Raw genomic sequence first — 25,073 nt, forward strand, 5'->3', positions numbered from 1 at the left:
CAGCCGGGGTCAGAGGTCCTGGGCGGGCCAGTCCAGCAGCCGTGCCCCGATCACCGCGGTCTGGAGCATGTAGCGGTGGGCCGGATCGGCCGGGTTGGCGCCGGTGAGTTTGTGGATGCGTTCCAGGCGGTAGGTCAGGGCTCGCACGCTCAGGGTCAGACGGCGGGCGGCCTCGGCGGCGACGCAGCCGCAGTCGAAGTACGCGGTGAGGGTGTCCAGGAGGGGCTGGGCGCCGCCGCGGCTTGTTCTGAGCGGTCCGAGGGCGTCGAGGACGAGGTCGGCCATGGCCTGGCGGTCGCGGGTGAGGACCGGGTAGACGAGCAGGTCCGCAGAGCGCAGGACCGGTTCGTCGAGGCCCAGACGCTCGCCCAGTTCCAGGGCGTTGAGCGCCTCCTCGTAGGACTGGACGACGCCGCCGGGACCCGGCTGAGGGCGGCCGATGGCGACGCGTCCGCCGTCGGTGGCGGCATGAGCCTGCTGGGCGAAACAGGTGAGGATCTCGTCCTGATGGCCGGGGGCCACGCACAGCAGTCGCCCGTCCTTGGTGGTGATCAGGATGCTGCGGTCGCCGAAGCGGCCGATGAGCGCGTGCTCGACCCGTCGGGGCACCGCGTCGCCCTCGTCGTAGGCGGCCGGGCCTTCGGCGACGGCGACCGCGTGCGCGTGGGACAGGCGCAGGCCGAAGCGCTCGGCGCGCTCGGCGAGACGGCCCAGGTCGCTGCGGCCGTACAGGAGATCGTCGATGAACTCCCGGCGCGCGGCCTCTTCTTGTCGAACGGCCTGGCGCTGCGCGCGTTCGTAGCCCTCGGCGAAGGCGTCTATCGCCTGCTGCACGGCGCCGAGCGCGATGTCGGCGGAGCCGGGTGAGTGGGGCCAGGCGGAGCGCGCGGCGGTCAGGTGCTCGCTGACGAGGGTGCGCAGTCCGTGTCCGGCCTCCGCCGCCTGCTCGCCCAGGGCGCGCCGGGACTCGATCTCCACGCGGGTGAGGCGCCGGCCGGTGGCCGAGACGTCGGCCAGGATCTCGGCGTAGCCGTGCAGATAGTGCGCGGGATTCTCCCGGTCGGTCACGTCGTCTCCCGAATCCTGACGCGTCGGTGACGGATCCTCAGCGGCTCACCGGCATGCAGACCCTAGTGAACGTTGCCGGGAATCGGCAATGCGCCTGCGCGCCCCGGCCGTGCACCATGACGTGCGGGGAGCACTGCGAACGGCTCTGGTGCCGGACACCGGCAGACGGTGCCCGGCCCGGGGCCTGGAGGGGAGCGGTCGCCGCCCAGGTGCGCCACGTGGGGGGAGGGACGGCGGTCGGGGGACGGGGCCGGTCGTGGAGGCCGCGACCGGCCCGCCCGGCATCCTGTTCATCGCCGCCCTCGTTGCTGCACCGCCTGCACCGCCTGGTACGCGGGATCAGCCGCGGTCGGCGTGCGGCAGGCGTCCGCGGAGGGTGGCCGCGAAGTCCTCCGCGCGAGCCGGCTGGATCCGCAGTCTCTCCACCCGCTGGGTGGCGGCCTGCCACGAGGCGGGCGACGTCGTTTCCGGTGCGGAGGCGGAAGCCTCCTTGGGAGCGGGCGGAGGGGACGACCGGGCCGCGGGTAGAGTTGCCGATGGCCGTGACGGCCCGGCGCTGCCCCGCCGCGCCGTGCCGGGGTCGGTGCCCCCGGTGAAAGCCCAATTTTTTTGCAGGAGAGAAGCGTGCGCGAGCCCATGACGCCCGGCGCCGCGGCCTGCCCGCCATGAATCGTCGCCCTCGGACGTGACCCCGGCGCCTTGCGCTGGTCCGTCGTTTTCCTCCGGTCTTCCGGCTCCGCGCTCACGGGGCCGTCCGCGGAGTGCCGACCCGGCCCCTCCGCGTCCTCTCGCACGTTCCCGGCCTGCCACGCGGGTGTGCCCGAGCACGACAGGGTTACTGATCTCTTGTCCTCCGCCGCTTCCGCTGTTCCCCCGGCGCGCGCCTGCGTGGCCTGAAGCCCGACTGGCTGTCCGACCCGAAGGTCTGGCGCACCGAGGTGCTGGCCGGCCTGGTCGTCGCCCTCGCCCTGATCCCCGAGGCGATCTCGTTCTCGGTCATCGCCGGGGTCGACCCCGCCATCGGCCTGTTCGCCTCGTTCACGATGGCCGTGACGATCGCCGTCGTCGGCGGACGCCGGGCGATGATCTCCGCGGCGACCGGTGCCGTGGCCCTGGTCATCGCCCCGCTCAACCGCGAGCACGGCTTCGGGTACCTGGTCGCCGCCGTCATCCTCGCCGGGGTCTTCCAGATCGCGCTCGGCGCGCTCGGGGTGGCCAGGCTGATGCGCTTCGTGCCGCGCAGCGTGATGGTCGGCTTCGTCAACTCCCTCGCGATCCTCATCTTCCTGGCCCAGGTGCCGGAGCTGACGGACGTGCCCTGGGCCGTCTACCCGCTGATCGCCGCCGGCCTGACCCTGTTGGTTCTCTTCCCGAGGATCACGAAGGTGGTCCCCGCCCCGCTGGTCTCGATCGTCGTGCTGACGGTGATCACACTCGCGGCCGGCATCGCGGTGCCCACCGTGGGCGACAAGGGGGACCTGCCCTCCTCGCTTCCCGTCCCGGGACTGCCGGACGTGCCGTTCACACTGGACACCCTCCGGACCGTCGCCCCCTACGCCCTCGCGATGGCGCTGGTCGGCCTGATGGAGTCGCTGATGACGGCCAAGCTCGTCGACGACATCACGGACACGCACTCCGACAAGACCCGTGAGTCCATCGGGCAGGGCATCGCCAACATCGTCACCGGGTTCCTCGGCGGCATGGGCGGCTGCGCGATGATCGGCCAGACGATGATCAATGTGAAGGTCTCGGGCGCCCGTACCCGCCTGTCCACCTTCCTGGCCGGAGCGTTCCTCATGGTGCTCTGCATCGTCTTCGGCCCGGTCGTCTCCGACATCCCGATGGCCGCGCTGGTCGCCGTCATGGTGATGGTGTCGGTCGCCACCTTCGACTGGCACTCCATCGCTCCGAAGACCCTCAGGCGGATGCCCGCTGGGGAGATCACCGTCATGGCCGTCACGGTCGTCTGCGTGGTGGCCACCCACAACCTCGCCATCGGCGTCGTCGTCGGTTCCGTCACCGCCGTGCTGATCTTCGCCAAGCGAGTCGCCCACCTGGCCGAGGTCACCTCGGTCACCGACCCCGACGGCCGGACGGTCGTCTACCGGGTCACCGGCGAGCTGTTCTTCGCCTCCTCCAACGACCTCGTCGGCCGGTTCGGCTATGCCACCGACCCGGACATGGTCGTCATCGACCTGTCCGCGGCGCACGTATGGGACGCGTCCTCCGTCGCCGCCCTGGACGCGATCGAGGCCAAGTACGCCCAGCGCGGCAAGACGGTCGAGATCACCGGGCTCAACGCCCCCAGTGCCAGGCTCCACGGCAAGCTCAGCGGCGAACTCGCGGCCGGGCACTGACGATCACCCGACAGGGCTCGGTCCTGCCGGGAACCGGCAATCTCCCGCCCCCGGAGTGCCGGGCGACAAGAGGGCTCCTCACGTGAGCGCGATCCCCGCGGCATCCGGCCCTTCTCGGCCGCGTGGCCGGTGCCGAGCCGGTGTCACGGTTCGCGCAGCAGCTCCCGGGCCCGGGCCAGCCGACGGGTTCCGGCCGGGTAGGGCAGCGCCCGGGCCGGCGACTCGGCCCGCGTCAGTTCCTTCGCGCCTTCCCGCGCCGGGGCGAGCCGCGACAGCGAGGTCCCGAGGACGATCCGTGCCTCCACCTCGGTGAGGCGTTCCCCGGTCCGCTCGGCTCGGGCCGCCTCGGCGCGCGCGAGCCCCCGCGCCCGGTGGCGGCGTCGACGACCTGGACCTGGCCGTGCACGTCCTCTTCGACGACTCACGGGTTCTGGAGGAGCCCGAGGCGACGGTGGGGGAGGTGCTGCGGTCGGCGGACGAGGCACGGGCCGCGCGGAAGCCGGCCGAGGTACTGGGGCCGCTCGTCGACGAGTTGGGTGACGCCGGCGACGAGGTCTGTCTCGCGTCGCCCCGGTGGCCGGCCGTCGTGACGGCGGCGCAGAACGTGCTCGAGGCGATGCGCGCCGACCGCTGAGACGCGGTGAACCCCGAGGGACGGGCCCACCGTTCGCTGTGGCCAGGCCCCTCGGGCGGCACCCCGCCCGCCTTTGCCTGCTCTTTACAACCCCGTCCCTCGCTGCCTCGTCTCTCCGCTCGATCCGTAACGCAGCCCGCCGTGCCAACGGGCGGGCGGACCGACGAAAGAGAGCGATTCATGCGCCGAACCGTCTTCAGTGCCACGGCACTCGCGTGCACCGCCGTGCTGGTGGGCACGGTGCCCGCGTTCGCCGACGGGACCTCCCCGAGCCCCAGGACCCGTCCGGGCGTCACCGCGGCACCGGCCCCGGCGAGCCCCACCGTGACCCGGGCGCCCTCCGCCGTTCCCAGCTCCGCGCCGACGCGGGCGCGGGCCTCGCGGCAGGTCTCCGTCCGGCCGGGCGGAGCGCCCGACACCGGTGTGGCGACGACCGCGACGCCGTCCTCGGTCCCGGGCGGGCTCGTCGGCGGGGGCGCCGCAGCCGTGTTCGCCGCGGGCGCGGCCGTCCTCGTCGTGCGCCGTCGGCGGGCGACGGGGGCATGACGCCTCTCTCCAGGCGCGCGTTCGTCACCGCGGCCGTGGCCGCGGTGCTCGTGGGCTGCGGCGGCCACCGGGCCGCCCCGCCCGCGCGGCCCGGCGGCACACCCGCGACCGCACGGTCCGGCGGAGCGTCCACGGCCGCAGAGCCGGCCGCGAAGCCGGCGCGTGCGCTCGGGCGTTCGGCGCCGGTCGGGCTGCGGATACCGGCCATCGGGGTCGACACCCCGCTGATCCGGCTCGGACTGGCCCCGGACGGCAGCGTGCAGGTGCCCCCGATCGCGGCACACGACCGGGCCGGCTGGTACCGGTACTCGCCGACGCCCGGCCAGAAGGGCCCGTCGGTGATCCTCGGTCATGTCACGGTCGGCTCGTACGGCGACGGCGTCTTCCGTCACCTCGCGGGGCTGCGCCACGGCGACCGGATCGTGGTGCGCCTGGAGAACGGCGGGTCGGCCGATTTCACCGTCGGCGACGTCCGTACGGTCGCCAAGGCCGACTTCCCGGCCGACGCGGTCTACGGCGACGTGGACCGCCCGGAGCTGCGGCTCATCACCTGCGGAGGTCCCCGCTCCGGAAGCGGTTACCGCGACAACGTGATCGTGTTCGCGGTGCTCACCTCCGCGAGCCCCTGACCCCCGACCGGCTGTTCGACGGGGCGCCGGGCTCCCCGTCGCCGCCCCCGCGTCCCCTGTGGACCGGGAAGCGGGATCCTGGGCCGTCGGACCGTACCCCCGCGGCCCGGGATCCGTCCCTCCCGGCACCGTCACGACCATGGAGAATGTTGAAAGGGTCCCGTGAGAAGGCGGCGTCCGAGCTGTTCGCCGCCCTCTACCCGCGCCTCGCCGGCTGGTGCCGCCGTCTCGTCGACGACGACGGGACGGCCCATGAGATCGCCTCGGAGGCGTTCACCCGGCTCTGGTCCCGCTGGACCTCCGTGGCCGAGCCACGGGGGTTCCTCTACGTCACGGCGGCCAATCTCGTCCGGGACCACTGGCGCAAGCTGGAGCGGGAACGCAGGGCGATGCGCCGGGCCACCGCCGAGGCCGTCGTCGGCCCGCCCAACGAGCAGGCCGATCCGTCCGTACGCCTGCTCGTGCAGTCGCTGCCCGAACGGCTGCGCGTCCCGATCCTGCTGCACTACTACGCTGACATGCCGATCCGGGAGGTGGCCGCGCTGACCGGGCGCAAGGAAGGAACGATCAAGGCCGATCTCCACGCGGCCCGCGAAACGCTCCGCGCCCACCTGAGGAGAAGCCTTGATCACACACCCTGACGACGGTCCGGACCTCGGCCCCGACGACCCGCTCGCCGTCATCATGCGGCCCCCGTCCGAGTACCTCTCTCCGCCGCCCGGCCGTTACGAGGCGATCCGCCGGGGCGCGGCCCGGCGCCGGCTGCTGCGCGCCGCGGCCGGGGCCGCGGTGGCGTGTGCCGTCTGTGTTTTCGTCGCGCTGCCGCTCCGGTCGGCCGCACCCGAGGCACCGGTGTCCCCGGTGGTCCCGCTGGCCCCGCCGCCCGCGAGCAGCCCGTCGGCCGAGCCCACTCCGTCGTCGCCCGGGAGCGTCAGTCCCCGTCCCCGTGTGAGCGGACCGTCCCACCGGACGTCGGCGCCCGGTAGCGCACCCGCTCCCACGCCCCGCACGACCGGTGTGCCCTCCCTCACCCGTACTCCGTCGGCGACCCGGACCTCCGAGCTCGCGACCGCCGGACCGTCCGCGGTCCGGACCCGGGCCGTTCCCACACCGGCCAGGGAGGCTCAGCGGTAGGGGGCGCGGAGGGTACGCTCTGCCGTCCGAGCGCCACCCATAAAGCAGCCCTTCAGTACCCATAAGTCAGCCTTATGAGGTCATAGCCCGGACCCGCCTACTGACTTAGGTTTGCCTCAGTTTAGGCTTCCCGTCGAGTCCCCCGCCCCAGTTCGAAGGGAACCTGATCATGCCTCGCCCTCTGCGGGTAGCCATTGTCGGAGCCGGCCCCGCCGGAATCTACGCCGCCGACGCGCTGCTGAAATCCGCAGTGGCCGTCGAGCCCGGTGTCTCCATCGACCTGTTCGAGCGGATGCCGGCCCCGTTCGGTCTCATCCGTTACGGCGTCGCCCCCGATCACCCCCGGATCAAGGGCATCATCACGGCCCTGCACCAGGTGCTCGACAAGCCGCAGATCCGCCTCTTCGGCAACGTCGACTACCCGCGCGACATCAGTCTGGACGATCTGCGCGCCTTCTACGACGCGGTGATCTTCTCCACGGGCGCGACGGCCGACCGGGCCCTCGACATCCCCGGCGTCGACCTCGACGGCTCCTACGGCGCGGCGGACTTCGTCTCCTGGTACGACGGTCACCCGGACGTCCCGCGCACCTGGCCGCTGGAGGCCGAGAAGGTCGCCGTCCTCGGTGTCGGCAACGTCGCCCTCGACGTGGCCCGCATCCTGGCCAAGACCGCGGACGAGCTGCTGCCGACCGAGATTCCGCCGAACGTCCACGAGGGCCTCAAGGCCAACAAGGCGCTCGAGGTCCACGTGTTCGGCCGCCGCGGTCCGGCGCAGGCGAAGTTCAGCCCGATGGAGCTGCGCGAGCTGGACCACTCGCCGAACATCGAGGTCATCGTCGACCCCGAGGACATCGACTACGACGAGGGCTCGATCGCCACCCGGCGCGGCAACAAGCAGTCCGACATGGTCGCCAAGACCCTGGAGAACTGGGCCATCCGCGACGCGGGCGACCGCCCGCACAAGCTGTTCCTGCACTTCTTCGAGTCGCCGACCGAGATCCTCGGTGAGAACGGCGAGGTCGTCGGCCTGCGCACCGAGCGCACCGCCCTCGACGGCACCGGGAACGTCAAGGGCACCGGCGAGTTCAAGGACTGGGACGTCACCGCGGTCTACCGCGCGGTGGGCTACCTCTCCGACAGCCTGCCCAAGCTGCCCTGGGACGTCGACTCGGGCACGGTGCCGGACGCGGCCGGCCGGGTGCTGGAGGACACGGGCGAGCACCTGCCGTCCACCTACGTCACCGGCTGGATCCGGCGCGGTCCCATCGGCCTGATCGGTCACACCAAGGGCGACGCCAACGAGACGGTGGCGAGCCTGCTCGACGACCACGCCAACGGCCGTCTGCTCACGCCCTCCTCGCCCGACCCGGAGGCCGTCGACGCCTTCCTCGGCGAGCGGGACGTCCGATTCACCACGTGGGAAGGCTGGCACCGGCTGGACGCCGCCGAGAAGGCGCTGGGTGAACCGCAGGGCCGCGAGCGCGTGAAGCTCGTCGAGCGCGAGGACATGCTGCGGGAGAGCGGCGCCTGAGCCACCGGAGCCCCGGACGGGGGCGGTTTTGAACACGTTCAAGTCGGCGCGTACGCTGCCGGTATGAGCGACAGAGCCGCCCTGCCGCCGTTTACGACGGGGGCGCGGGTCCGTGCTGTCTGTCTCGGCTCGTAGGGGGCTGCTGGTTCTCGATGTACTGCCGTACGACGGTCAGCGGTGCTCTGCCGCGTGAGCTGGCGAAGTAGGAGCCGGACCGGAAGTGCCCGCACCACAAGTATCTGCGGACGTGGCTGTCGTGGTCCCGGCGCAGGCGGCGGGAGGAGACGTCCTTGAGGCTGTTGGCCGGCTTGGAGAGCTGCACCTTCGGCGGGTGGTGCACGAGCAGGTGACGGGGTCCTGCCCGCCGTTGAACTGCTTCGGCTCGGCCTCGAAGTCGGTGCAGACCTCGCGCATGGCTTCCTCGCAGCGGGTCGGCACGGCGTCGGTGAACGCATTCCGCCGGTACTTGGTGACAAAACCAAATGGACGGTCAGTTTGTGGATGACGTGACGGCCGGTGTGCGCATCAAGGTTCGGGTTTCAGTGTGGTGACATAACCCAATACTCTACAGTTTCGTCCATGGGTGATCGCGGCTTGGAGACGCGGCAGTTCGGGCACCGCGCCCGGCTTGCACTGTCTCCTGCCCTGGCGCTCAAGGCTGACGACCAGGCGCACGCGGCTCGCACGATGTGGAATCTCCTGCACGCCTGGTGGCAGATGATGCCGAAGGAGAAGCGGACTCTGGCGAACGCGGACGCGGCGATCCGCCAGGCCCGCAAGGAGATCGATTTCCTCGCCGTCCTTCCCGCGCAGGCCGCGCAGGCGGTGTTGAAGTCGTATTTCCAGGCGTGGAAGAACTGCTGGGCCGGCCGGTCGGACGCCCCGAACTTTAAGGCCCGCTTCCGCAGCACCCTGACCGTGGATGTGCCGCAGGGCCGGGACCTGAACATCACCCGCGTGCACCGCCGGTGGGGCATGGCCAATCTGCCGAAGATCGGTCGCGTCCGCTTCCGCTGGACCAAAGACCTCCCCGTCGGCAAGCGTGCCAATGCAGAGAACCGGATCACCGGTGCACGCCTGGTCAAGGACGCGCTCGGCTGGCACATCGCGTTCCGCGTCCAGACCCTCGAAAACACGCCGGAAACCCACCAGGGGCCGGAGATCGGCATCGACGTCGGAATCACCGTGCCCCTCGCCCTCTCCGACGGAGAGACTTACGGGCACGGCGAGTGGCTGACCAACCGGGAACAGGCCAAACTCCTGGGCCTGGAACAGCGCTCAGCACAGCGCAAGAAGCACCGCAAGCCCGGTGAACGCACCTCCCGCCGACTGCACCACACCTACGACCAGATCGCAGGACTGCGCGCGAAAGCCAAGCGCCGGGCCACGGACTGGCAGCACAAGACCACCACCGACATCGCCCGCACGTACAGCGTCGCGGTGGTGGAGGCATTGCAGATCACGAACATGGTCAAGTCCGCCAGAGGAACCATCGAAGAGCCGGGGAAGAACGTCGCCCAGAAATCCGGGCTGAACCGCTCCATCAGCGGAGAGGCGTGGGGCCGCACGGTCACCATGCTGACGTACAAGACCGCCTGCCAGGGCGGCACCCTGGCCAAGGTCCCCGCCCCGGGCACCTCCCGACGATGCTCCGCGTGCGGCTTCACCACCCCCGGCAGCCGGGAGACCCAGGCACTGTTCGTGTGCAAGAACCCTGACTGCGGATGGTCCGGCAACGCCGACCACAACGCGGCCCAGAACATCCTGCACCTGTACCGGATGGGCCACGCGCTCCTCCCGGCTGCCGGGAGGGCAGTCGTCAGGCGCGCACCGCGCGTCAAGCCCGCCACCGCAAGGTAGGCGGGAATCTCCCTGCTTTAACTGGGAGAGCACTTCAAGGTCCCTACCGCGATCCGGGCCGCAACATCTGGGTCGTCGAGTTCGGGATGATCGCCTGTGCCGGCATCGTCCCGCTGGCCCTGATCTGCGGACCGATCCGCGGAATTCCCTTCTGGTGGACGGTCATCGACATGTCCTTCGGGATCTTCGGGGTGATCCCGCTGTACGTCGTCCGGCAGAAGATCAAGCGCCTGGAGGCGCTCGCCCCGGACCGGACGACCGCCCCGGCCCTGGCTACCTGACCGCTCCGGCAATCGCTGCCAGGGCGCTCCGGTCCCGCTGCTTGAGCGCGGCCAGGGCGATCCGCTGGGCGACCGGGTTCATCGACTCGCCCTTGGCGTCGGTGGAGTCGACCGAGTACACGAGGGTGCGGGACAGGTCCCGGGTGGCCGCGACCGCGGTGCTGTAGCCGTACCGGGCGCCCGACTTGAGCCAGTACACCGTGCCCCCGTACTCGAAGCGCTGGAGTCCGGCGCTCATGTCGGCGCCCTTGATGCCCGGGGGCACGGTGAACATCTCCTCCAACTGCCGTGCCGGGACGAGGTCTCCCTTGAACAGGCGCGTGATCAGCCGCTCCAGGTCCGCCGTCGTGGAGATCATGTCGCCGGCCGCCCAGCGGTCCGCCTGGTTCCAGTCGGTGACATCCACGAACGTCGTCGTGCCGTCGGGTCGCCGCACCGCCTGGTAGCCGTGGTTGTGCGGCCCGCGGATGCGCGGGTCGGTGCCGGGGAAGTAGGTGTGGCGCATCCCGGCGGGCCCGAGGATCCGCCGGGCCGCCTCGTGCGCGTACGGGTGACCGGTCACCTTCTCGATCAGCAGTCCGAGGATCGTGTAGTTGATGTTCAGGTAGTCCTGCCGGGTGCCAGGCGTGAACTCCGGTCCCTTCGCCACCGCGGAGGCCACGACCTCGCGCGGTGTGAGGCTGTCGAAGCGGTGCGCGTACGCGTCCTCGAAGGCGTCGCCGAAGCCGTCACCGGACTGGATGCCACTCGTGTGGTTGAGCAACTGCCGTACGGTGATGGGCTCGAAGGCCGGCGGCAGCAGCCCGGGGAGGTACTTCTGCACGGGCGTCCCCAGCCCGACCCTGCCCTCGGCCGCGAGCTGGAGGACGACCGCCGCCGTGACGACCTTCGTGGTGGAACCGGCGCGGAAGCGGGCGTCCGGATCGGCCGCGCGTCCGCTCTGCAGGTCGTGCACCCCGGCGCTGCCGCGCCACGTGCCGTCGCTGCCGCCGACCCGTACGAGTGCCGCCGTCGCGTCCGCGTCCGGGAGTCCGGCCAGCGCGGCGCGCAGCGCGTCGGCGTCGGGCCCGGCGGCCGTCCGCGCCGAAGCCGCGGCGGGGGAGGCGAACGCCGGAGCGCCCAGCGGTCCGGCCGCGAGACCGAGAGCGAGGGCGGCTGCCAGGACAACTGCTGGGCGGCGTACGGGCATTGAGTGCTCCTGAGGCTGGTGGGCCGGAAGTGGACACCGCTCATCCTCCGGCCGGGCGCGACCCTCCGGATCCTCACCAGGCAGGGTGCCGCCCCCTGCATCCGGGCCGGGGTCGCCCCTAAGGGACGACCGCGACGACCCGACCCCCGCGTGCCGCGCGACCGCCGCGCCGCGCGCAGGACTCCGGCCGGGGTTTCGGTGGGCGCACCCACCGCATCCGATGCGCCGCCTGCCCGGCTGCCGCCTGCCCGGCTCAGTCCTTGCGCAGGGCGGTGAGCGCGTCGATGCGGTTGGTCGTGATCGAGTCGACCCCCGCGTCGAGCAGGCGGCGCATGGACCGGCGGGTGTCCGGGGTCCACACGGAGAGCAGGTGGCCGTCGCGGTGGACGCGGGCCGCCAGGTCGCGGTTCACCAGGGAGAAGCGGTAGTTGAGCCAGCGCGGGCGTACGACGTCGAGCAGGCCCGGACGCGGCGGGGCCAGGCTCGTCCAGGTCAGCGCGATCTCCGCGGACGCGTCGGCGGCCCGCACCGCGAGCATGGCGGGGGCCCCGGCGCAGTAGTACACCCGCTCCTCGGCCCCGCACGCCCGCACCACGTCCACGACCTCGCGCGCGACCCCCACGTCCACCTGTCCCGGCAGGTCGACCATGACCCGGCTGTCGCCGGTCGCCCCGAGGGCCTGCGCCAACGTGGGCACACCGCCGGCCGTGAGTCCGCGCACCTCGTCGCCGGAGAGCGAGCTCAGCGGCCGGTCGTGTCCCCACAGACGCTTGAGCGTCGCGTCGTGCAGCAGGACGGGTACGCGGTCGCGCGTGAGCCGTACGTCGATCTCGACGGCGTCCGCGCCCCGGTGGAGCGCGGAACGCAGCGAGTCGATCGTGTTCTCACGGGCGCGATAGGGGTCGCCGCGGTGGGCGACTGCGGTCACGGTGCGCATGGGGCCATTGTGCTGGGTCAGAGCGCGAGCCAGGTGGCGGCGTACGTGTCGATCTCCGCGGTGAGTTCGGCCTTCTGCGCCTCGCCGAGGAACGAGGCGCGCACCGCGTTCTTGGCGAGCTCCGCGACGCCCGGCTCGTCGAGGCCGAGGAGGCGGGCGGTGACCGCGTACTCGGTGTTGAGGTCGGTACCGAACATCGGCGGGTCGTCGGAGTTGACGGTGACCGTGACACCCGCCGCCACGAACTCCTTGACGGGGTGCTCGTCCAGGGTGCGGACGGCGCGGGTGGCGATGTTCGAGGTCGGGCAGACCTCCAGCGCGATGCCGTGCTCGGCGAGATGGGCGAGCAGCCTCGGGTCCCGCGCGGAACTCGTGCCGTGGCCGATGCGCTCGGCGCCGAGGAGGTTCAGCGCGTCCCAGACCGTCTCCGGGCCCGTCGTCTCACCGGCGTGCGGCACCGACCGCAGTCCCGCCGCGCGGGCACGGTCGAAGTACGGCTTGAACTGGGGCCTCGGTACGCCGATCTCGGGGCCGCCGAGTCCGAAGGAGACGAGCCCCTCCGGCCGCAGCCGGTCGTCGGTCGCGAGCCGCACGGTCTCCTCGGCGGCCTCCAGACCGGCCTCGCCCGGGATGTCGAAGCACCAGCGCAGGACGACACCCAGCTCGGCCTCGGCGGCCTTGCGGGCGTCCTCGATCGCGTCCATGAAGGCGCGCTCGTCGATTCCGCGCCGTGTGGAGGACCACGGAGTGATCGTCAGCTCGGCGTAGCGCACCTGCTGACGGGCCATGTCGCGGGCGACCTCGTACGTCAGCAGCCGTACGTCCTCGGGCGTGCGGACGAGGTCGACGACGGACAGGTACACATCGATGAAGTGGGCGAAGTCCGTGAAGGTGAAGTAGTCCGCGAGCGCCTCGGGGTCGGTCGGCACCCGGGAGTCGGGGTGGCGGGCGGCGAGCTCGGCGACGATGCGCGGGGAGGCGGAGCCGACGTGGTGGACGTGCAGTTCGGCCTTGGGCAGCCCGGCGATGAAGGTGTGCAGGTCGCGGGCGTCGTCGCGTGCGGTGATGTGCTCGGTCAACGGGTTCCTCCCCGGAACGGCGTCCCTGGGCCGTGTTCGGCCGGACGCGGTGATCGGCTGATCGACGGTTCGGGATCATCGTAGGCGGCCGCCCCTGTCCGGGCCCGGTGCACCCCGCTGGGGACGAGAGGGCCGTCGTGCGACCGAGATCCGGGGAGCGGCTTGGGCCGTAGCATGACGGAACGTACGAGAGAGGGGACCTCGCGCATGTCCGACGACGCCCAGAGGCCGACCGCCCCACGCGACGCGGGTGCGTGGGCCCCGCCGGGCGGGGCGAACCCGATGTCCGCGCGCGGCGGGTCACCCGAGCGGAGCGGATCGTCCGGGACCGGGACCGGTCCGGATTCCGGTCGCGCGGAGGACGCGACACCCGAGGCGGATCGCGCGTCCGCCACCGGTGCGGATCACGGGACACCCGCTGTCGGCCCGGATCGTGCGACGCCCGCGGCCGGCCCCGACCGGACGGCCTTCGCGTCGGACGGCGGCGCGGACGGCGGACCGGACGACGGTCGGGACGGACGTCAGGGCAGCGACTCGGACAGTGACCGGGGCGCCGGCCCGGGCGGTGGCCGGGAGGGTGCTCCGGGCTTCGGGCCCGGGACGGCCGCACGGTGGGTCGACAGCGCGTTCGACGGCGGACCGGGACACGCGGCGCCCGCGGCGGGGGGTGCGTTCGGTGAGGCGCCCGCGGGTTCCGTTCCCGTCCAGGGCGCCGCGCCCTTCGCCGTCCCCGTCCCCGACGCCCGGATCTCCCTCGGGAAGCGCGAGGCCGACCGGGAATCCGAGTTCAACCCCTGGGCCCCGCCCGAGGAGCTCGCCTCGCCCGGGCGGACCGCGCGGGGGAGTGCCGCGCCTCCTCCGGGGTACGGGCTTCCGGCGATCACCTCACTGCCCGGCCCGCCCGGCCCGCCCGTTCCGCCGGGACCCGGACACCTCGGCGGCCCCGCCTGGGACAACCCCTTCGCGGCGCCGACCGCCCGCACCCCCTACCCGCAGCCCTTTCCCGGCGAGCCCGTCCCTCCGCCGCCGATCGCCCCCGGAGGTCCCGGCCTCCCGTACGGCTACGGCCACCCGCGGTACCCCGGCGCTCCCGCGGGTGCCGTTCATCCGGGCGTACCGGGTTACGGCTGGCCCGTGGCGGGGCCCATGCCGAGCAACGGGCTGGGAACCGCCGGGCTCGTGCTGGGCATCATCGCGGCGGTCCTGTTCGTCGTGTGGCCGCTGGCGATCGTGCTGGGCGTCCTCGCCGTGATCTTCGGGCTGATCGGCGGGGCCAAGGCCCGTCGCGGCGAGGCCACGAACCCCGGGCAGGCGCTGGCCGGGGTCATCTGCGGAGCCGTCGGACTCGTTCTCGCCGTCGGCGTGTTCGTCCTGATCATCGTGTTCGCCGCGGACGACGACGGCAGCGGTGACGCGGGTGGCGACGACGGCTTCTCCACGTCCCTGGTGACTCAGCGCTGACGGCCCGCGTGACAGGACGGTGACGGCCCGCGCCCGGCACATCCGTGGACCGGTCCGACGGCGCCGTCAGCCGGCCGGCGGGGGTTCCTCCTGCTCCTTCGTCCCCCCTCGGCCGCCGGGGTGGCGCAGGGCGCAGAGGAACGCGACGGCGAGCGCGATCGCCATGCCGTAGAAGACCCGCTGGTTGGCCTCGGCGAAGTCCGTCCGCACGCCGGCCATCACCTCCCGCATGGTCGACGCGGTGACGCCGGTGCCCGTCGGCTGCCGGGCGTCGGAGTTGCCCGTGATCGCCTGGGCGATGTCGCCGGCCACGCCGTGGGCCTCGGTCGACGACAGGCCGTGGGACCGGAGCGTCGAGACGACCTTGTCCGTCATCGTGTGTGTCAGGACGGTCCCGAAGACGGCCAGCCCGACACTGGCCGCGTAGTTGCGGACGGTCTGGGTGATGCCCGTGACCTCGCCGTAGGAGGCTCCGATGGACCGGTTGACGGCGTCGGTGGACGCGGGCGCCAGGATGAAGCCGATCCCGGCTCCCGAGAGGGCGACGTAGGGCCATTGGTCGTGCATGGACAGGTCGGTCAGCTTGCCGGCCCAGAGGTAGAAACCGACCGCGCCCACGATGGTGCCGATCTTCAGGGCCGGCCGCGGGCCCTGCCGGTCGAGCATGCGGCCGCCCCACTGGGAGGCGATCGCGAAGCCGGCGAAGAAGTACAGCAGGTAGAGCGCCGCCTGGTTGGGCGAGGCGCTGAGCGAGACCTGCGCGTACACCGAGGCGAAGAAGAAGACCGGGACGAAGGCCAGCATGGCGAAGAAGAGCACCAGGGCGTCCACGGTGAACGCCTTGTCCCGGAAGACCGCCAGATTGACCAGCGGGTGGCGCCGGTCGCGTTCGTAGCGGCAGAAGAGGACCAGGACGACGAGGCCGCCCACGATGCAGGCCCAGGTCGCCACGCTGCCCCAGCCCCAGTACGCGGCCTGCTGGAAGCCGAGCACGCTCACTCCCATGCCCACCGCGATGAGCACGGCCCCGACGACGTCCAGCGACTCGTCGCGCCGTCGGTCGGGGATGTGCGCCAGCACGGTCAGGACGAGCGCCACGACGGCGACGGGCACGTTGACCCAGAAGATCGCCCGCCAGGTCCACGACGTGAGCCAGCCGCCCAGCAGCGGGCCGATGGCCGTCAGCGCTCCCGACAGCCCGAAGAACAGCGCCAGGGCCCGGCCGCGCCGCTGCACCGGGAACACGGCCACGACCACGGCGAGTGCCGCGGGGAAGAGGAGAGCGGCCCCCAGGCCCTGGGTCGCCCTGAAGACGATCAGCCAGGTCTGGGCGAGGTCTCCCTCGGGCACACAGCCGCACAGGACCGAGGAGATGACGAACACCAGGGTGCCCACGACGACGACACGGCGTGGCCCGAGCAGGTCGGCCAGCCGCCCGCCCAGGGCGAAGAACGCGGCCAGCGACAGCAGGTAGGCGTTCACCACCCACTGCATTCCGGACGCGGACAGCCCCAGCTCGCGGACGATGTCCGGCGCCGCGATGGAGACGATCGTCTGGTCGATGAACGTCATCGACACCGCGAAGAGCATCGCCGCCAGTGCCAGTGACTGGCGCGGGGAGCGGGGTGCGGTGGACGCGATGTCGTTCTGCTCTGCGTACATGCCACTCACACGCACAGTTTTGGCCGGTCGGGACGCCACCGCATCCGGGGATCGCCACACCCGGGGCGGCCGCCCCGGAATCCGCGGACCGCCACCCCCGCATCTGGAGGCATCGATGCCGGCCCGTTCCTAGGTGCCCGCCTCCGTGGGCGTGTCCCCCGCGCGCAGCCGCTCGCGTGCCTCCATCAGGGCGAAGCCCAGCAGGTTCTCGCCCGGCCAGCGGCGTGGGTCGAAGGCGCCGTCGTCGTTCGTGGCGAGTCCGATCCCCCAGACCCGGTCCACGGGACTCGCCTCGACGAGCACGCGCCCGCCCGTGCCCAGCAGGAACGCCCGCAGGCCGGGATGGGCGGCGAACTTGTGGACGCTTCCCTCGACGACGATCCCGAACCGCTCGCGCTCCCACACGGCGTTGTCGAAGTCGCGCACCAGCCGCCCGGCCTTCTTGGCGAGCGCGGGGTTCGGAGCCTCGATGGCCTGCCGCTCGGCCTCGGCGTCGCCGAACAGGCGCGCCTTGGACGCCATCATCCAGTGCTCCGCCGTCGCGTAGACGACCCCTTCGACCACGAAGGGCGACGGCCACCACTGGCTGAGGCAGCTCGACCCCAGCCGTCCGTCCGGCTGCGGGCGGTGCCCCCAGAAGTGCAGGTACTTCACCGGCGTCCCCGACTGAAGCGCACTGACCAGTGCTTCCCGTGTATCGATCTTCCCCATGCACGCCACTGTGGCACGCACCACTGACACACCGTCCCGCCTTTTCCGGGAGGACTCGACACCTGGTCAAAGGATTCCGTCGCGTAACCAAAAGGCAACAACGGAATCACTTGTTGGAGTCCCTTTGCTCTGTCAGGATCGGCACTCAAATCGAGCTGGAGCTACGCCGACCCTCGTCCCGACGGGGAGGACGGCGGAGGAGAGCGACATGCACAAACCGGGCCATCGCTTCCAGGCGCAGGACCGCCTCGCGGACGGCGCGCAGTACATCGGGGGTCGCCTGGCCAAGGGCACCTCCGGTCGTACGCACGCGGTCGTGAACCCCGCCACGGGCGAGGAGGTGTACACGTACGAGCTGGCGAGCACCGCCGACGTGGACGCGGCCGTCGCGGCCGCCCGCGCGGCGTTCCCCGGCTGGGCGTCCACCACCCCGGGGGAGCGGTCCGACGCGCTGCACCGGTTCGCCGCCGTGCTCGCCGAGCGGGCAGAGGAGTTCGCCCGGGCCGAGTCGCTCCAGTGCGGAAAGCCCCTGAAGCTGACCCGCGAGTTCGACGTCCCGGGAACCATCGACAACACCGCGTTCTTCGCGGGCGCCGCCCGGCATCTGCAGGGCCAGTCGGCCGGTGAGTACTCCGGCGACCACACCTCGTACGTACGCCGCGAACCCATCGGGGTCGTCGGTTCCATCGCGCCCTGGAACTACCCGCTCCAGATGGCCGCCTGGAAGATCCTCCCGGCGGTCGCGGCGGGCAACACGATCGTGCTGAAGCCCGCGGAGCTCACCCCGCTGACCTCCCTGCTGTTCGCCGAGGCGGCCACCCACGCGGGGATCCCGGACGGTGTCATCAACATCGTCACGGGTCTGGGCAAGGAGGCCGGTGAGCATCTCGTCGGGCACCCCGACGTCGCCATGACCTCCTTCACCGGGTCGACCGCTGTCGGCAAGCGCGTCGCGGAGATCGCCACCTCGACCGTCAAGCGCCTCCACCTGGAGCTCGGCGGCAAGGCCCCCTTCCTCGTCTTCGACGACGCGGACCTGGAGGCCGCCGTGCACGGCGCGGTCGCCGGTTCGCTCATCAACACCGGCCAGGACTGCACGGCCGCCACGCGCGCGTACGTGCAGCGGCCGCTCTACGAAGCGTTCGTGGAGCGCACCGGCGCCCTGATGGCGAGCGTCCGCGTGGGCGATCCCTTCGCGCCCGGCACCGACCTCGGCCCGCTGATCTCGCACGCCCAGCGTGACCGCGTCGCCGGATTCGTCGACCGGGCCCGCGGCTACGCGCGCGTGGTCACCGGCGGAGAGGCACCGCAGGGAGAGCTCAAGAGCGGCGCGTACTATGCGCCCACGCTCGTCGCCGACGCCGCGCAGGACAGCGAGATCGTGCAGGCCGAGATCTTCGGCCCGGTGCTCGTGGTGCTGCCCTTCGACACCGACGACGAGGGCATCGCGCTGGCCAACGACACCCCGTACGGACTGGCCGCCTCCGCCTGGAGCCGCGACGTCTACCGGGCCAACCGCGCGACCCGCGAGATCAAGGCCGGGTGCGTGTGGGTCAACGATCACATCCCGATCATCAGCGAGATGCCGCACGGCGGTTACAAGGCCTCCGGCTTCGGCAAGGACATGTCCGCCTACTCCTTCGAGGAGTACACGCAGGTCAAGCACGTCATGTTCGACAACACCGCGGTCGCCAGGAAGGACTGGCACCGCACGGTCTTCGGGGACCGGCCGTAGCCCCACCGGCTACGGCCCTGTGGCAGACCAGGCCGCGACCACGGCCGCGACCCTCTCGAAAGGGCATCAGAGCATGGAGCAGTACGAGCCCGAACGCCTGTCCCCGGTGCAACTGGCCGCCATGCGGCGCAGCCTCCGGAACGGCAGGGCCGCCCTCACCCGTCGTTCACTGCTGCGTGCTTCGGCGGGCGGCGCGCTGGCCGTCGGCGGACTCGGGGCACTGAGCGGCTGCGGGATCCCCGCGGCCGGCCGGACCCAGGGCGGCACGTCCGCCCAGGACCACTCGGCCACGGAGAAGACCCTCAACTTCTCCAACTGGACCGAGTACATCGACCTCGACGACAGCGGCAAGCACCACCCGACGCTGGAGACGTTCCGCAAGCGGACGGGTATCTCGGTCAAGTACACCGAGGACATCAACGACAACAACGAGTTCTTCGCCAAGATCAAGCCGCAGCTCGCCGCCGGCCAGCCCACCGGCCGCGACCTGATCGTCCTCACCGACTGGCTGGCCGCGCGCGTGATCCGCCTGGGCTGGGTCCAGAAGCTCGACCCGTCCAACCTGCCGCACGCCTACACCAACCTGTCGCCGCAGTTCCGCAACCCCGACTGGGATCCGGGACGCGCCTACTCGTACGTGTGGCAGGGCATCCCGACGGTCATCGCCTTCAACAAGAAGGCACTCGACGGGATCGAGGTGAAGTCGGTCTCCGACCTCCTCGACAACCCGAAGCTGAAGGGCCGCGTCTCGTTCCTGTCCGAGATGCGCGACACCATGGGCATGACCCTGCTCGACATGGGCAAGGACCCGGCGAAGTTCACCGACGACGACTACGACGCGGCCATAGCCCGGCTGCAGAAGGCCGTCGACAAGGGCCAGATCCGCCGCTTCACGGGCAACGACTACACCTCCGACCTGACCAAGGGCGACATCGCCGCCTGCGTCGCCTGGGCCGGAGACGTCGTCCAGCTCAAGAACGACAGCCCGGACGTCGACTTCGTCATCCCGGACAGCGGCTACATGACGTCGACCGACAACCTGCTGGTCCCCAACAAGGCGCGTCACAAGACGAACGCCGAGCGGCTGATCGACTTCTACTACGAGCCGGAGCAGGCCGCCGAGCTCGCCGCGTACATCAACTACGCGACACCGGTCGAAGGCGTGAAGCCCTACCTTGCCAAGATCGACCAGGACGCGGCGAACAACCCGCTGATCGTCCCCGACAAGGCCATGCAGGCCACGTCCCACTCCTTCCGCTCACTGAGCTCGAAGGAAGAGACGGCCTACGAAGAGAAGTTCGCGAAGCTCACAGGGGCGTGACGATGATGACGACAGAAACCAGCGGAGACGTCCGCCTCACCGGGATCAGCAAGACCTACGGATCCTTCACCGCCGTACAGCCGCTCGACCTGACCGTGCCGCAGGGCTCCTTCTTCGCCCTGCTCGGCGCCTCGGGCTGCGGCAAGACGACCACCCTGCGCATGATCGCCGGTCTGGAGGAACCTTCCTCCGGCACCGTGCACCTCGGCGACCAGGAGGTGACGAACCTGCCGCCGTACAAGCGGCCGGTGAACACCGTCTTCCAGTCGTACGCGCTCTTCCCGCACCTGGACATCTTCGAGAACGTCGCCTTCGGCCTGCGCCGGCGCGGGATCAAGAGCGTCAAGAAGCAGGTCGAGGAGATGCTCGACCTCGTCCAGCTCGGCGAGCAGGCGCGCAAGAAACCCCACCAGCTCTCCGGCGGCCAGCAGCAGCGTGTCGCGGTCGCCCGCGCACTGATCAACCACCCCAAGGTGCTGCTCCTGGACGAGCCCCTCGGCGCCCTCGACCTCAAGCTGCGCCGCCAGATGCAGCTCGAGCTCAAGCGGATCCAGACCGAGGTCGGCATCACCTTCGTGCACGTCACGCACGACCAGGAGGAGGCCATGACCATGGCCGACACGGTCGCCGTGATGAACGCCGGCCGCGTCGAGCAGCTCGGCGCGCCCGCCGACCTCTACGAGAACCCGAACACCACCTTCGTCGCCAACTTCCTCGGCACCTCCAACCTCATCGAGGCCGAGGTCGACTCCCGCAGCGGCGACGACATCGTGCTCAAGGCGGGCGGCGGCAAGCTGGTGCTCCCCGCGGCGCGCTGTTCGGCACCCGCCACGACCGGCGGCAAGGTCCTGGTCGGCGTCCGCCCGGAGAAGATCTCCCTCACGCACGCCGACGACGCGGGCGAGATACCCGTCGGCCGCAACCGGATCACCGGCAAGATCGCCGACTCCAGCTTCATCGGCGTCTCCACGCAGTACGTCATCGACAGCGCCGTCTGCCCCGAGTTCGAGGTCTACGCCCAGAACATCGAGCGCGACTCCCGGCTCGTCCCCGGCGCGGACGTCGTCCTGCACTGGAGCCCGGCGCACACCTTCGGCCTCGACGCCGCCCAGGACATCGACGCGGGTGTCGACACGGCCGAGGAGGCCGCCTGATGGCCACCGTCACCGAGGCCGAAGCGCCACCGCTCGCGCCGCAGTCCGTGGAGAAGCAGCCCAGGAAGCGGGGCCGCCTCGTCCCGTACTGGCTGCTGCTGCCCGGACTCCTGTGGCTCCTCGTCTTCTTCGCGCTGCCGATGATCTACCAGGCCTCCACGTCCGTGCAGACGGGCTCCCTGGAGGAGGGCTACAAGGTCACCTGGCACTTCGCGACCTACTGGGACGCGCTCACCGAGTACTGGCCGCAGTTCCTGCGCTCGGTGTCCTACGCGGCCGCCGCCACGGTCCTGTGCCTGCTGCTCGGCTACCCGCTGGCGTATCTGATCGCCTTCCGGGCGGGCCGCTGGCGCAACCTGATCATGATCCTGGTGATCGCGCCCTTCTTCACCAGCTTCCTGATCCGCACCCTGGCCTGGAAGACGATCCTCGCCGACGGCGGCCCGGTCGTCGGCGCGCTCAACACGCTGCACATCCTGAACGTCACCGACTGGCTCGGCTGGACCGCGGGCGACCGCGTCCTCGCGACGCCACTGGCCGTGGTGTGCGGTCTGACGTACAACTTCCTGCCGTTCATGATCCTGCCGCTCTACACCTCGCTGGAGCGGATCGACGGCCGGCTGCACGAGGCCGCGGGCGACCTGTACGCCAGGCCCTGGACGACCTTCCGCAAGGTCACCTTCCCGCTGTCGATGCCGGGCGTGGTCTCCGGAACGCTGCTGACGTTCATCCCGGCGGCCGGTGACTACGTCAACGCCGAACTCCTCGGCTCGACCGACACCCGCATGATCGGCAACGTCATCCAGACCCAGTTCCTGAGGATCCTGGACTATCCGACGGCCGCCGCGCTCTCCTTCATTCTCATGGCCGCGATCCTGCTCATGGTCACGGTCTACATCCGCCGGTCCGGGACGGAGGATCTGGTCTAAATGCCCCTCGTCACCTGGCTCAAGCGCCATCTCGTCGTCATCGCGGGACTGCTGACGCTGTCCTATCTGCTGCTGCCCAACGTCGTCGTCACCGTGTTCTCCTTCAACAAACCGAAGGGCCGCTTCAATTACGAGTGGCAGCAGTTCTCCACGGACGCCTGGAAGGACCCGTGCGGCGTCGCCGACATGTGCGGCGCGCTCGGGCTCAGCCTCCAGATCGCCGTATGGGCGACGATCGGGGCCACCGTCCTCGGCACGATGATCGCCTTCGCGCTGGTCCGCTACCGCTTCCGCGCGCGCGGCGCAGTGAACTCGCTGATCTTCCTGCCGATGGCGATGCCCGAGGTCGTCATGGCCGCCTCGCTGCTCACCCTGTTCCTCAACATGGGCGCCCAGCTCGGCTTCTGGACGATCCTGATCGCCCACATCATGTTCTGCCTCAGCTTCGTCGTGACAGCCGTCAAGGCCCGTGTCATGTCGATGGACCCCCGGCTGGAACAGGCGGCCCAGGACCTCTACGCCGGCCCGGCGCAGACGTTCCTGCGCGTCACCCTGCCCATCGCGGCCCCCGGAATCGCCGCGGGCGCGCTGCTCGCCTTCGCGCTCTCCTTCGACGATTTCATCATCACCAATTTCAACGCGGGCTCGACCGTCACGTTCCCCATGTTCGTCTGGGGTTCGGCACAGCGCGGAACACCCGTTCAGATCAATGTCATCGGTACGGCCATGTTCCTCGTCGCCGTCCTGTTCGTCCTGTTCGGAATGGTCATCGGAAATCGCCGGAACAGGCAGAAGGCATAACGCTCGTCACCCTTGTAGGGAGTTGAAATCATGGCCCCAAGCGCCATGACCCGTGGTAATCAGTGGACGAAATCCCTTTCCGACGCCCAGCCGGTCCCGTACTGGCTGGACGACCCCGGCAGACCCCGCCCCGAGCCCGCGCTCACCGGCGCCGAGACCTGCGACCTGCTCGTCGTCGGCGGCGGCTACAGCGGACTGTGGACCGCGCTGATCGCCAAGGAGCGCGATCCCGGGCGGGATGTCGTCCTGGTGGAGGGCCGCGAGGTGGGCTGGGCCGCCTCCGGCCGCAACGGCGGCTTCTGCGCCGCCTCCCTCACCCACGGTCTGTCCAACGGGCTCACCCGCTGGCCGGACGAGATCGGGAAGCTGGAGGAGCTGGGCGCCCGCAACCTCGACGAGATCGAGGCCGCGGTCGCCCGCTACTCCCTCGACTGCGACTTCGAGCGCAGCGGCGAGATCGACGTCGCCACCGAGCCGCACCAGGCGGCCGAACTGCGCGACTGGCACCAGGAGCTGGAGCGGCGGGGTCTCGCCGACGGCATCGAGTTCCTCGACACCGCGGCCGTACGGGAACAGGTCGACTCCCCGACCTTCCTGGCCGGGCTGCACGACCGCCGCGGGGTCGCCATGCTCCACCCGGCCAAACTGGCCTGGGGCCTCAAGCGCGCGTGCGTGGAGCTCGGGGTGCGGGTGTACGAGCACACGCCCGCCCTCGCCCTGAAGCCGTCCGGCGCCGGCATGGCCGTCCGCACGCCGTACGGCTCGGTCCGCGCCCGCCGGGTGGCCCTCGGCACCAACATCTTCCCGAACCTGGTCAGGCGCGTGCGCCCGTACACCGTCCCGGTCTACGACTACGCGCTGATGACCGAGCCGCTCACCGCCGACCAGCTGGCCTCCATCGGCTGGAAGAACCGCCAGGGTCTCGGCGACTCGGCCAACCAGTTCCACTACTTCCGGCTGTCCGCCGACAACCGGATCCTGTGGGGCGGCTACGACGCGATCTACCCCTACGGCGGCCGGATGAACGCCGAGCACGACGACCGCCCCGAGACGTACGCCAAGCTCGCCGGGCACTTCTTCACCTGCTTCCCGCAGCTGGAGGGCGTCCGTTTCTCGCACGCCTGGGGCGGCGCGATCGACACCTGCTCGCGGTTCTCGGCGTTCTTCGGCAGCGCCCACCAGGGCAAGGTCGCCTACGCGGCGGGCTACACCGGCCTCGGCGTGGGCGCCACCCGGTTCGGCGCGGAGGTGATGCTCGACCTGCTGGCGGGGGAGCGCACCGAACGCACCGAGCTGGAGATGGTCCGCCGGAAGCCGCTGCCGTTCCCGCCCGAGCCGTTCGCCTGGACCGGCATCGCGCTCACCAAGTGGTCGCTGGCGCGGGCGGACACGCACGGCGGCCGGCGCAACCTGTGGCTGAAGGCGATGGACAAGCTGGGTCTCGGCTTCGACAGCTGACGGCACGCCCGCCCTCGAAGGGCGTGAGCTGAATTTCTGTCAATCGATCCCCCGAACCCGCGTAATGGACCGCCCGGACCTCCCTCTCCTCTGTGACGCGACCCGCGTCGACACGAGAGGGAGGTTCCGTCATGACAGGGCCCAAGGCGGCGGTCGAGTGGCTGGCATCCGTGGCTCCGGACCCCGAAGCCTGCCGCTGGGAGTGGGAGCGCAGTCCCCGAGGGGTCACGCTGCTGCCCGCGGGAAGGGCCTGGGACGTCCTGATTCTTCCGGCCGGGCTCGGCTATCCCACCCTCGACGTACTGACCCGGGTGCTCGACCGGCCCGGGCCGGTGCTCGTCGACTTCGGCGACGCCCGGATGGGCTTCTTCGTGCCCGCGGGCACCGCGACCCGGTGGCTGGGCACGGGGGTGCGCACGGCGGGCCACGGCACATGGATCGTCGTGCCCTATCCCGGACGGTCGACCGGAGGGGTCCGCTGGCTGGTCGCGCCGGACGGCTCGGGCACGCTCACCGACCCGGCGCTGCTCGAACTGGCGATGCACGAGGCCGCGGCGGGGCTCGCTCGTGACGGGGACCGGCGCCGGTGAGGG

The 25,073-nt window shown here is 71.2% G+C and carries 22 protein-coding genes and 4 pseudogenes; 17 read left to right on the top strand and 9 right to left on the bottom strand.

Annotation, left to right across the window (positions count from 1 at the left end; translation table 11 throughout):
• Positions 1 to 9: 9 nt before the first annotated feature.
• Both OG485_RS30465 and OG485_RS30470 read right to left on the bottom strand, forming a co-directional pair.
• On the bottom strand, positions 10 to 1,068 hold the full coding sequence (locus tag OG485_RS30465) for a PucR family transcriptional regulator (RefSeq protein WP_328671789.1): 1,059 nt from the start codon (positions 1,066 to 1,068) through the stop codon (positions 10 to 12).
• 339 nt (positions 1,069 to 1,407) lie between these two features.
• Positions 1,408 to 1,606: pseudogene (locus tag OG485_RS30470) on the bottom strand (hypothetical protein).
• Positions 1,607 to 1,952: 346 nt separating this feature from the next.
• Here OG485_RS30470 and OG485_RS30475 point away from each other — a divergent pair.
• Positions 1,953 to 3,425, top strand: coding sequence for a SulP family inorganic anion transporter (locus tag OG485_RS30475; RefSeq protein WP_328674721.1), 1,473 nt, complete (start codon positions 1,953 to 1,955; stop codon positions 3,423 to 3,425).
• Between the two features lie 143 nt (positions 3,426 to 3,568).
• Here the strand turns inward: OG485_RS30475 and OG485_RS30480 are convergent, their stop codons facing one another.
• The gene (locus tag OG485_RS30480) at positions 3,569 to 3,730 is read right to left on the bottom strand and encodes a hypothetical protein (RefSeq protein ID WP_328671791.1); all 162 of its coding nucleotides are present in this window, start codon (positions 3,728 to 3,730) and stop codon (positions 3,569 to 3,571) included.
• Positions 3,731 to 3,825: 95 nt separating this feature from the next.
• On the opposite strand from OG485_RS30480, the gene OG485_RS30485 reads away from it, so the two are divergent.
• The 6 genes from OG485_RS30485 (at position 3,826) to OG485_RS30510 (ending at position 7,902) form a co-directional block, all read left to right on the top strand.
• Entirely contained in the window at positions 3,826 to 4,059 is a 234-nt protein-coding gene (locus OG485_RS30485; RefSeq protein WP_328671792.1) for an SCO4402 family protein, read from the top strand.
• 180 nt (positions 4,060 to 4,239) lie between these two features.
• Complete coding sequence (locus tag OG485_RS30490; RefSeq protein ID WP_328671795.1) at positions 4,240 to 4,605, top strand: sortase-dependent protein; 366 nt, start codon at positions 4,240 to 4,242, stop codon at positions 4,603 to 4,605.
• Complete coding sequence (locus OG485_RS30495; protein WP_328671797.1) at positions 4,602 to 5,234, top strand: class F sortase; 633 nt, start codon at positions 4,602 to 4,604, stop codon at positions 5,232 to 5,234. The genes OG485_RS30490 and OG485_RS30495 overlap by 4 nt, the downstream gene beginning before the upstream one ends.
• 149 nt (positions 5,235 to 5,383) lie before the next feature.
• The gene (locus tag OG485_RS30500) at positions 5,384 to 5,875 is read left to right on the top strand and encodes an RNA polymerase sigma factor (RefSeq protein ID WP_328674722.1); all 492 of its coding nucleotides are present in this window, start codon (positions 5,384 to 5,386) and stop codon (positions 5,873 to 5,875) included.
• Positions 5,859 to 6,368 (top strand): hypothetical protein, encoded by a 510-nt coding sequence (locus OG485_RS30505; protein ID WP_328671798.1) that lies wholly within the window; start codon positions 5,859 to 5,861, stop codon positions 6,366 to 6,368. Before OG485_RS30500 ends, OG485_RS30505 begins: the two co-directional genes overlap by 17 nt.
• A 169-nt stretch (positions 6,369 to 6,537) precedes the next feature.
• Positions 6,538 to 7,902: an FAD-dependent oxidoreductase gene (locus OG485_RS30510; RefSeq protein ID WP_328671800.1), complete on the top strand. Its 1,365-nt coding sequence runs from the start codon at positions 6,538 to 6,540 to the stop codon at positions 7,900 to 7,902.
• Positions 7,903 to 7,993: 91 nt separating this feature from the next.
• On the opposite strand, the pseudogene tnpA reads toward OG485_RS30510, so the two are convergent.
• Positions 7,994 to 8,405, bottom strand: a pseudogene (gene tnpA / locus OG485_RS30515) (IS200/IS605 family transposase).
• Positions 8,406 to 8,481: 76 nt separating this feature from the next.
• Here tnpA and OG485_RS30520 point away from each other — a divergent pair.
• Positions 8,482 to 9,762 carry an RNA-guided endonuclease InsQ/TnpB family protein gene (locus tag OG485_RS30520; RefSeq protein WP_328671802.1) on the top strand — a complete coding sequence of 427 codons (1,281 nt, stop codon included), beginning with the start codon at positions 8,482 to 8,484 and terminating at the stop codon, positions 9,760 to 9,762.
• A gap of 29 nt (positions 9,763 to 9,791) precedes the next feature.
• A pseudogene (locus OG485_RS30525) lies at positions 9,792 to 10,043 on the top strand (hypothetical protein); the annotation flags it as partial.
• On the opposite strand, the gene OG485_RS30530 reads toward OG485_RS30525, so the two are convergent.
• From OG485_RS30530 to OG485_RS30540, 3 genes and pseudogenes are all read right to left on the bottom strand, one after another.
• Positions 10,036 to 11,232, bottom strand: coding sequence for a serine hydrolase domain-containing protein (locus OG485_RS30530; RefSeq protein ID WP_328671804.1), 1,197 nt, complete (start codon positions 11,230 to 11,232; stop codon positions 10,036 to 10,038). The pseudogene OG485_RS30525 and the gene OG485_RS30530 sit on opposite strands and share 8 nt — an antisense overlap.
• Positions 11,233 to 11,485: 253 nt before the next feature.
• The gene (locus OG485_RS30535; protein ID WP_328671806.1) at positions 11,486 to 12,169 is read right to left on the bottom strand and encodes a glycerophosphodiester phosphodiesterase; all 684 of its coding nucleotides are present in this window, start codon (positions 12,167 to 12,169) and stop codon (positions 11,486 to 11,488) included.
• 17 nt (positions 12,170 to 12,186) lie between these two features.
• Positions 12,187 to 13,361, bottom strand: a pseudogene (locus tag OG485_RS30540) (adenosine deaminase).
• Between the two features lie 94 nt (positions 13,362 to 13,455).
• On the opposite strand from OG485_RS30540, the gene OG485_RS30545 reads away from it, so the two are divergent.
• Positions 13,456 to 14,709, top strand: coding sequence for a DUF4190 domain-containing protein (locus tag OG485_RS30545; RefSeq protein ID WP_328671808.1), 1,254 nt, complete (start codon positions 13,456 to 13,458; stop codon positions 14,707 to 14,709).
• A gap of 66 nt (positions 14,710 to 14,775) precedes the next feature.
• Here the strand turns inward: OG485_RS30545 and OG485_RS30550 are convergent, their stop codons facing one another.
• Complete coding sequence (locus tag OG485_RS30550; protein ID WP_328674724.1) at positions 14,776 to 16,371, bottom strand: MFS transporter; 1,596 nt, start codon at positions 16,369 to 16,371, stop codon at positions 14,776 to 14,778.
• A 129-nt stretch (positions 16,372 to 16,500) separates the two neighbouring features.
• Positions 16,501 to 17,082: an NADAR family protein gene (locus tag OG485_RS30555; protein WP_328671810.1), complete on the bottom strand. Its 582-nt coding sequence runs from the start codon at positions 17,080 to 17,082 to the stop codon at positions 16,501 to 16,503.
• Between the two features lie 208 nt (positions 17,083 to 17,290).
• Between OG485_RS30555 and OG485_RS30560 the strand changes: the two genes are divergently transcribed.
• The 7 genes from OG485_RS30560 (at position 17,291) to OG485_RS30590 (ending at position 25,070) form a co-directional block, all read left to right on the top strand.
• Positions 17,291 to 18,817, top strand: a complete 1,527-nt coding sequence (locus tag OG485_RS30560) for a gamma-aminobutyraldehyde dehydrogenase (RefSeq protein ID WP_328671813.1) — start codon at positions 17,291 to 17,293, stop codon at positions 18,815 to 18,817.
• Between the two features lie 73 nt (positions 18,818 to 18,890).
• Entirely contained in the window at positions 18,891 to 20,138 is a 1,248-nt protein-coding gene (locus OG485_RS30565) for a polyamine ABC transporter substrate-binding protein (protein ID WP_326785190.1), read from the top strand.
• A 5-nt stretch (positions 20,139 to 20,143) separates the two neighbouring features.
• Positions 20,144 to 21,292: an ABC transporter ATP-binding protein gene (locus OG485_RS30570; RefSeq protein ID WP_328674725.1), complete on the top strand. Its 1,149-nt coding sequence runs from the start codon at positions 20,144 to 20,146 to the stop codon at positions 21,290 to 21,292.
• Positions 21,292 to 22,221 carry an ABC transporter permease gene (locus OG485_RS30575; RefSeq protein WP_328671815.1) on the top strand — a complete coding sequence of 310 codons (930 nt, stop codon included), beginning with the start codon at positions 21,292 to 21,294 and terminating at the stop codon, positions 22,219 to 22,221. Before OG485_RS30570 ends, OG485_RS30575 begins: the two co-directional genes overlap by 1 nt.
• On the top strand, positions 22,222 to 23,022 hold the full coding sequence (locus OG485_RS30580; protein ID WP_328671817.1) for an ABC transporter permease: 801 nt from the start codon (positions 22,222 to 22,224) through the stop codon (positions 23,020 to 23,022).
• 30 nt (positions 23,023 to 23,052) lie between these two features.
• A complete protein-coding gene (locus OG485_RS30585) occupies positions 23,053 to 24,480 on the top strand; it encodes an NAD(P)/FAD-dependent oxidoreductase (RefSeq protein ID WP_328671819.1) in 1,428 nt (475 codons plus the stop codon).
• Positions 24,481 to 24,611: 131 nt separating this feature from the next.
• On the top strand, positions 24,612 to 25,070 hold the full coding sequence (locus OG485_RS30590; RefSeq protein WP_328671821.1) for a hypothetical protein: 459 nt from the start codon (positions 24,612 to 24,614) through the stop codon (positions 25,068 to 25,070).
• The last annotated feature ends 3 nt before the right edge of the window (positions 25,071 to 25,073 follow it).

The sequence above is a fragment of the Streptomyces sp. NBC_00328 genome (genome assembly GCF_036139655.1).
GTDB lineage: Bacteria > Actinomycetota > Actinomycetes > Streptomycetales > Streptomycetaceae > Streptomyces.

Excerpts from the sequence above, each read along its gene's own strand:
- OG485_RS30490 (WP_328671795.1), top strand. The coding sequence starts at position 4,240 with ATGCGCCGAACCGTCTTCAGTGCCACGGCACTCGCGTGCACCGCCGTG.
- OG485_RS30495 (WP_328671797.1), top strand. The coding sequence starts at position 4,602 with ATGACGCCTCTCTCCAGGCGCGCGTTCGTCACCGCGGCCGTGGCCGCG.
- OG485_RS30510 (WP_328671800.1), top strand. The coding sequence starts at position 6,538 with ATGCCTCGCCCTCTGCGGGTAGCCATTGTCGGAGCCGGCCCCGCCGGA.
- OG485_RS30520 (WP_328671802.1), top strand. The coding sequence starts at position 8,482 with ATGGGTGATCGCGGCTTGGAGACGCGGCAGTTCGGGCACCGCGCCCGG.
- OG485_RS30530 (WP_328671804.1), bottom strand. The coding sequence starts at position 11,232 with ATGCCCGTACGCCGCCCAGCAGTTGTCCTGGCAGCCGCCCTCGCTCTC.
- OG485_RS30535 (WP_328671806.1), bottom strand. The coding sequence starts at position 12,169 with ATGCGCACCGTGACCGCAGTCGCCCACCGCGGCGACCCCTATCGCGCC.
- OG485_RS30545 (WP_328671808.1), top strand. The coding sequence starts at position 13,456 with ATGTCCGACGACGCCCAGAGGCCGACCGCCCCACGCGACGCGGGTGCG.
- OG485_RS30550 (WP_328674724.1), bottom strand. The coding sequence starts at position 16,371 with ATGTACGCAGAGCAGAACGACATCGCGTCCACCGCACCCCGCTCCCCG.
- OG485_RS30555 (WP_328671810.1), bottom strand. The coding sequence starts at position 17,082 with ATGGGGAAGATCGATACACGGGAAGCACTGGTCAGTGCGCTTCAGTCG.
- OG485_RS30560 (WP_328671813.1), top strand. The coding sequence starts at position 17,291 with ATGCACAAACCGGGCCATCGCTTCCAGGCGCAGGACCGCCTCGCGGAC.
- OG485_RS30565 (WP_326785190.1), top strand. The coding sequence starts at position 18,891 with ATGGAGCAGTACGAGCCCGAACGCCTGTCCCCGGTGCAACTGGCCGCC.
- OG485_RS30570 (WP_328674725.1), top strand. The coding sequence starts at position 20,144 with ATGACGACAGAAACCAGCGGAGACGTCCGCCTCACCGGGATCAGCAAG.
- OG485_RS30575 (WP_328671815.1), top strand. The coding sequence starts at position 21,292 with ATGGCCACCGTCACCGAGGCCGAAGCGCCACCGCTCGCGCCGCAGTCC.
- OG485_RS30580 (WP_328671817.1), top strand. The coding sequence starts at position 22,222 with ATGCCCCTCGTCACCTGGCTCAAGCGCCATCTCGTCGTCATCGCGGGA.
- OG485_RS30585 (WP_328671819.1), top strand. The coding sequence starts at position 23,053 with ATGGCCCCAAGCGCCATGACCCGTGGTAATCAGTGGACGAAATCCCTT.
- OG485_RS30590 (WP_328671821.1), top strand. The coding sequence starts at position 24,612 with ATGACAGGGCCCAAGGCGGCGGTCGAGTGGCTGGCATCCGTGGCTCCG.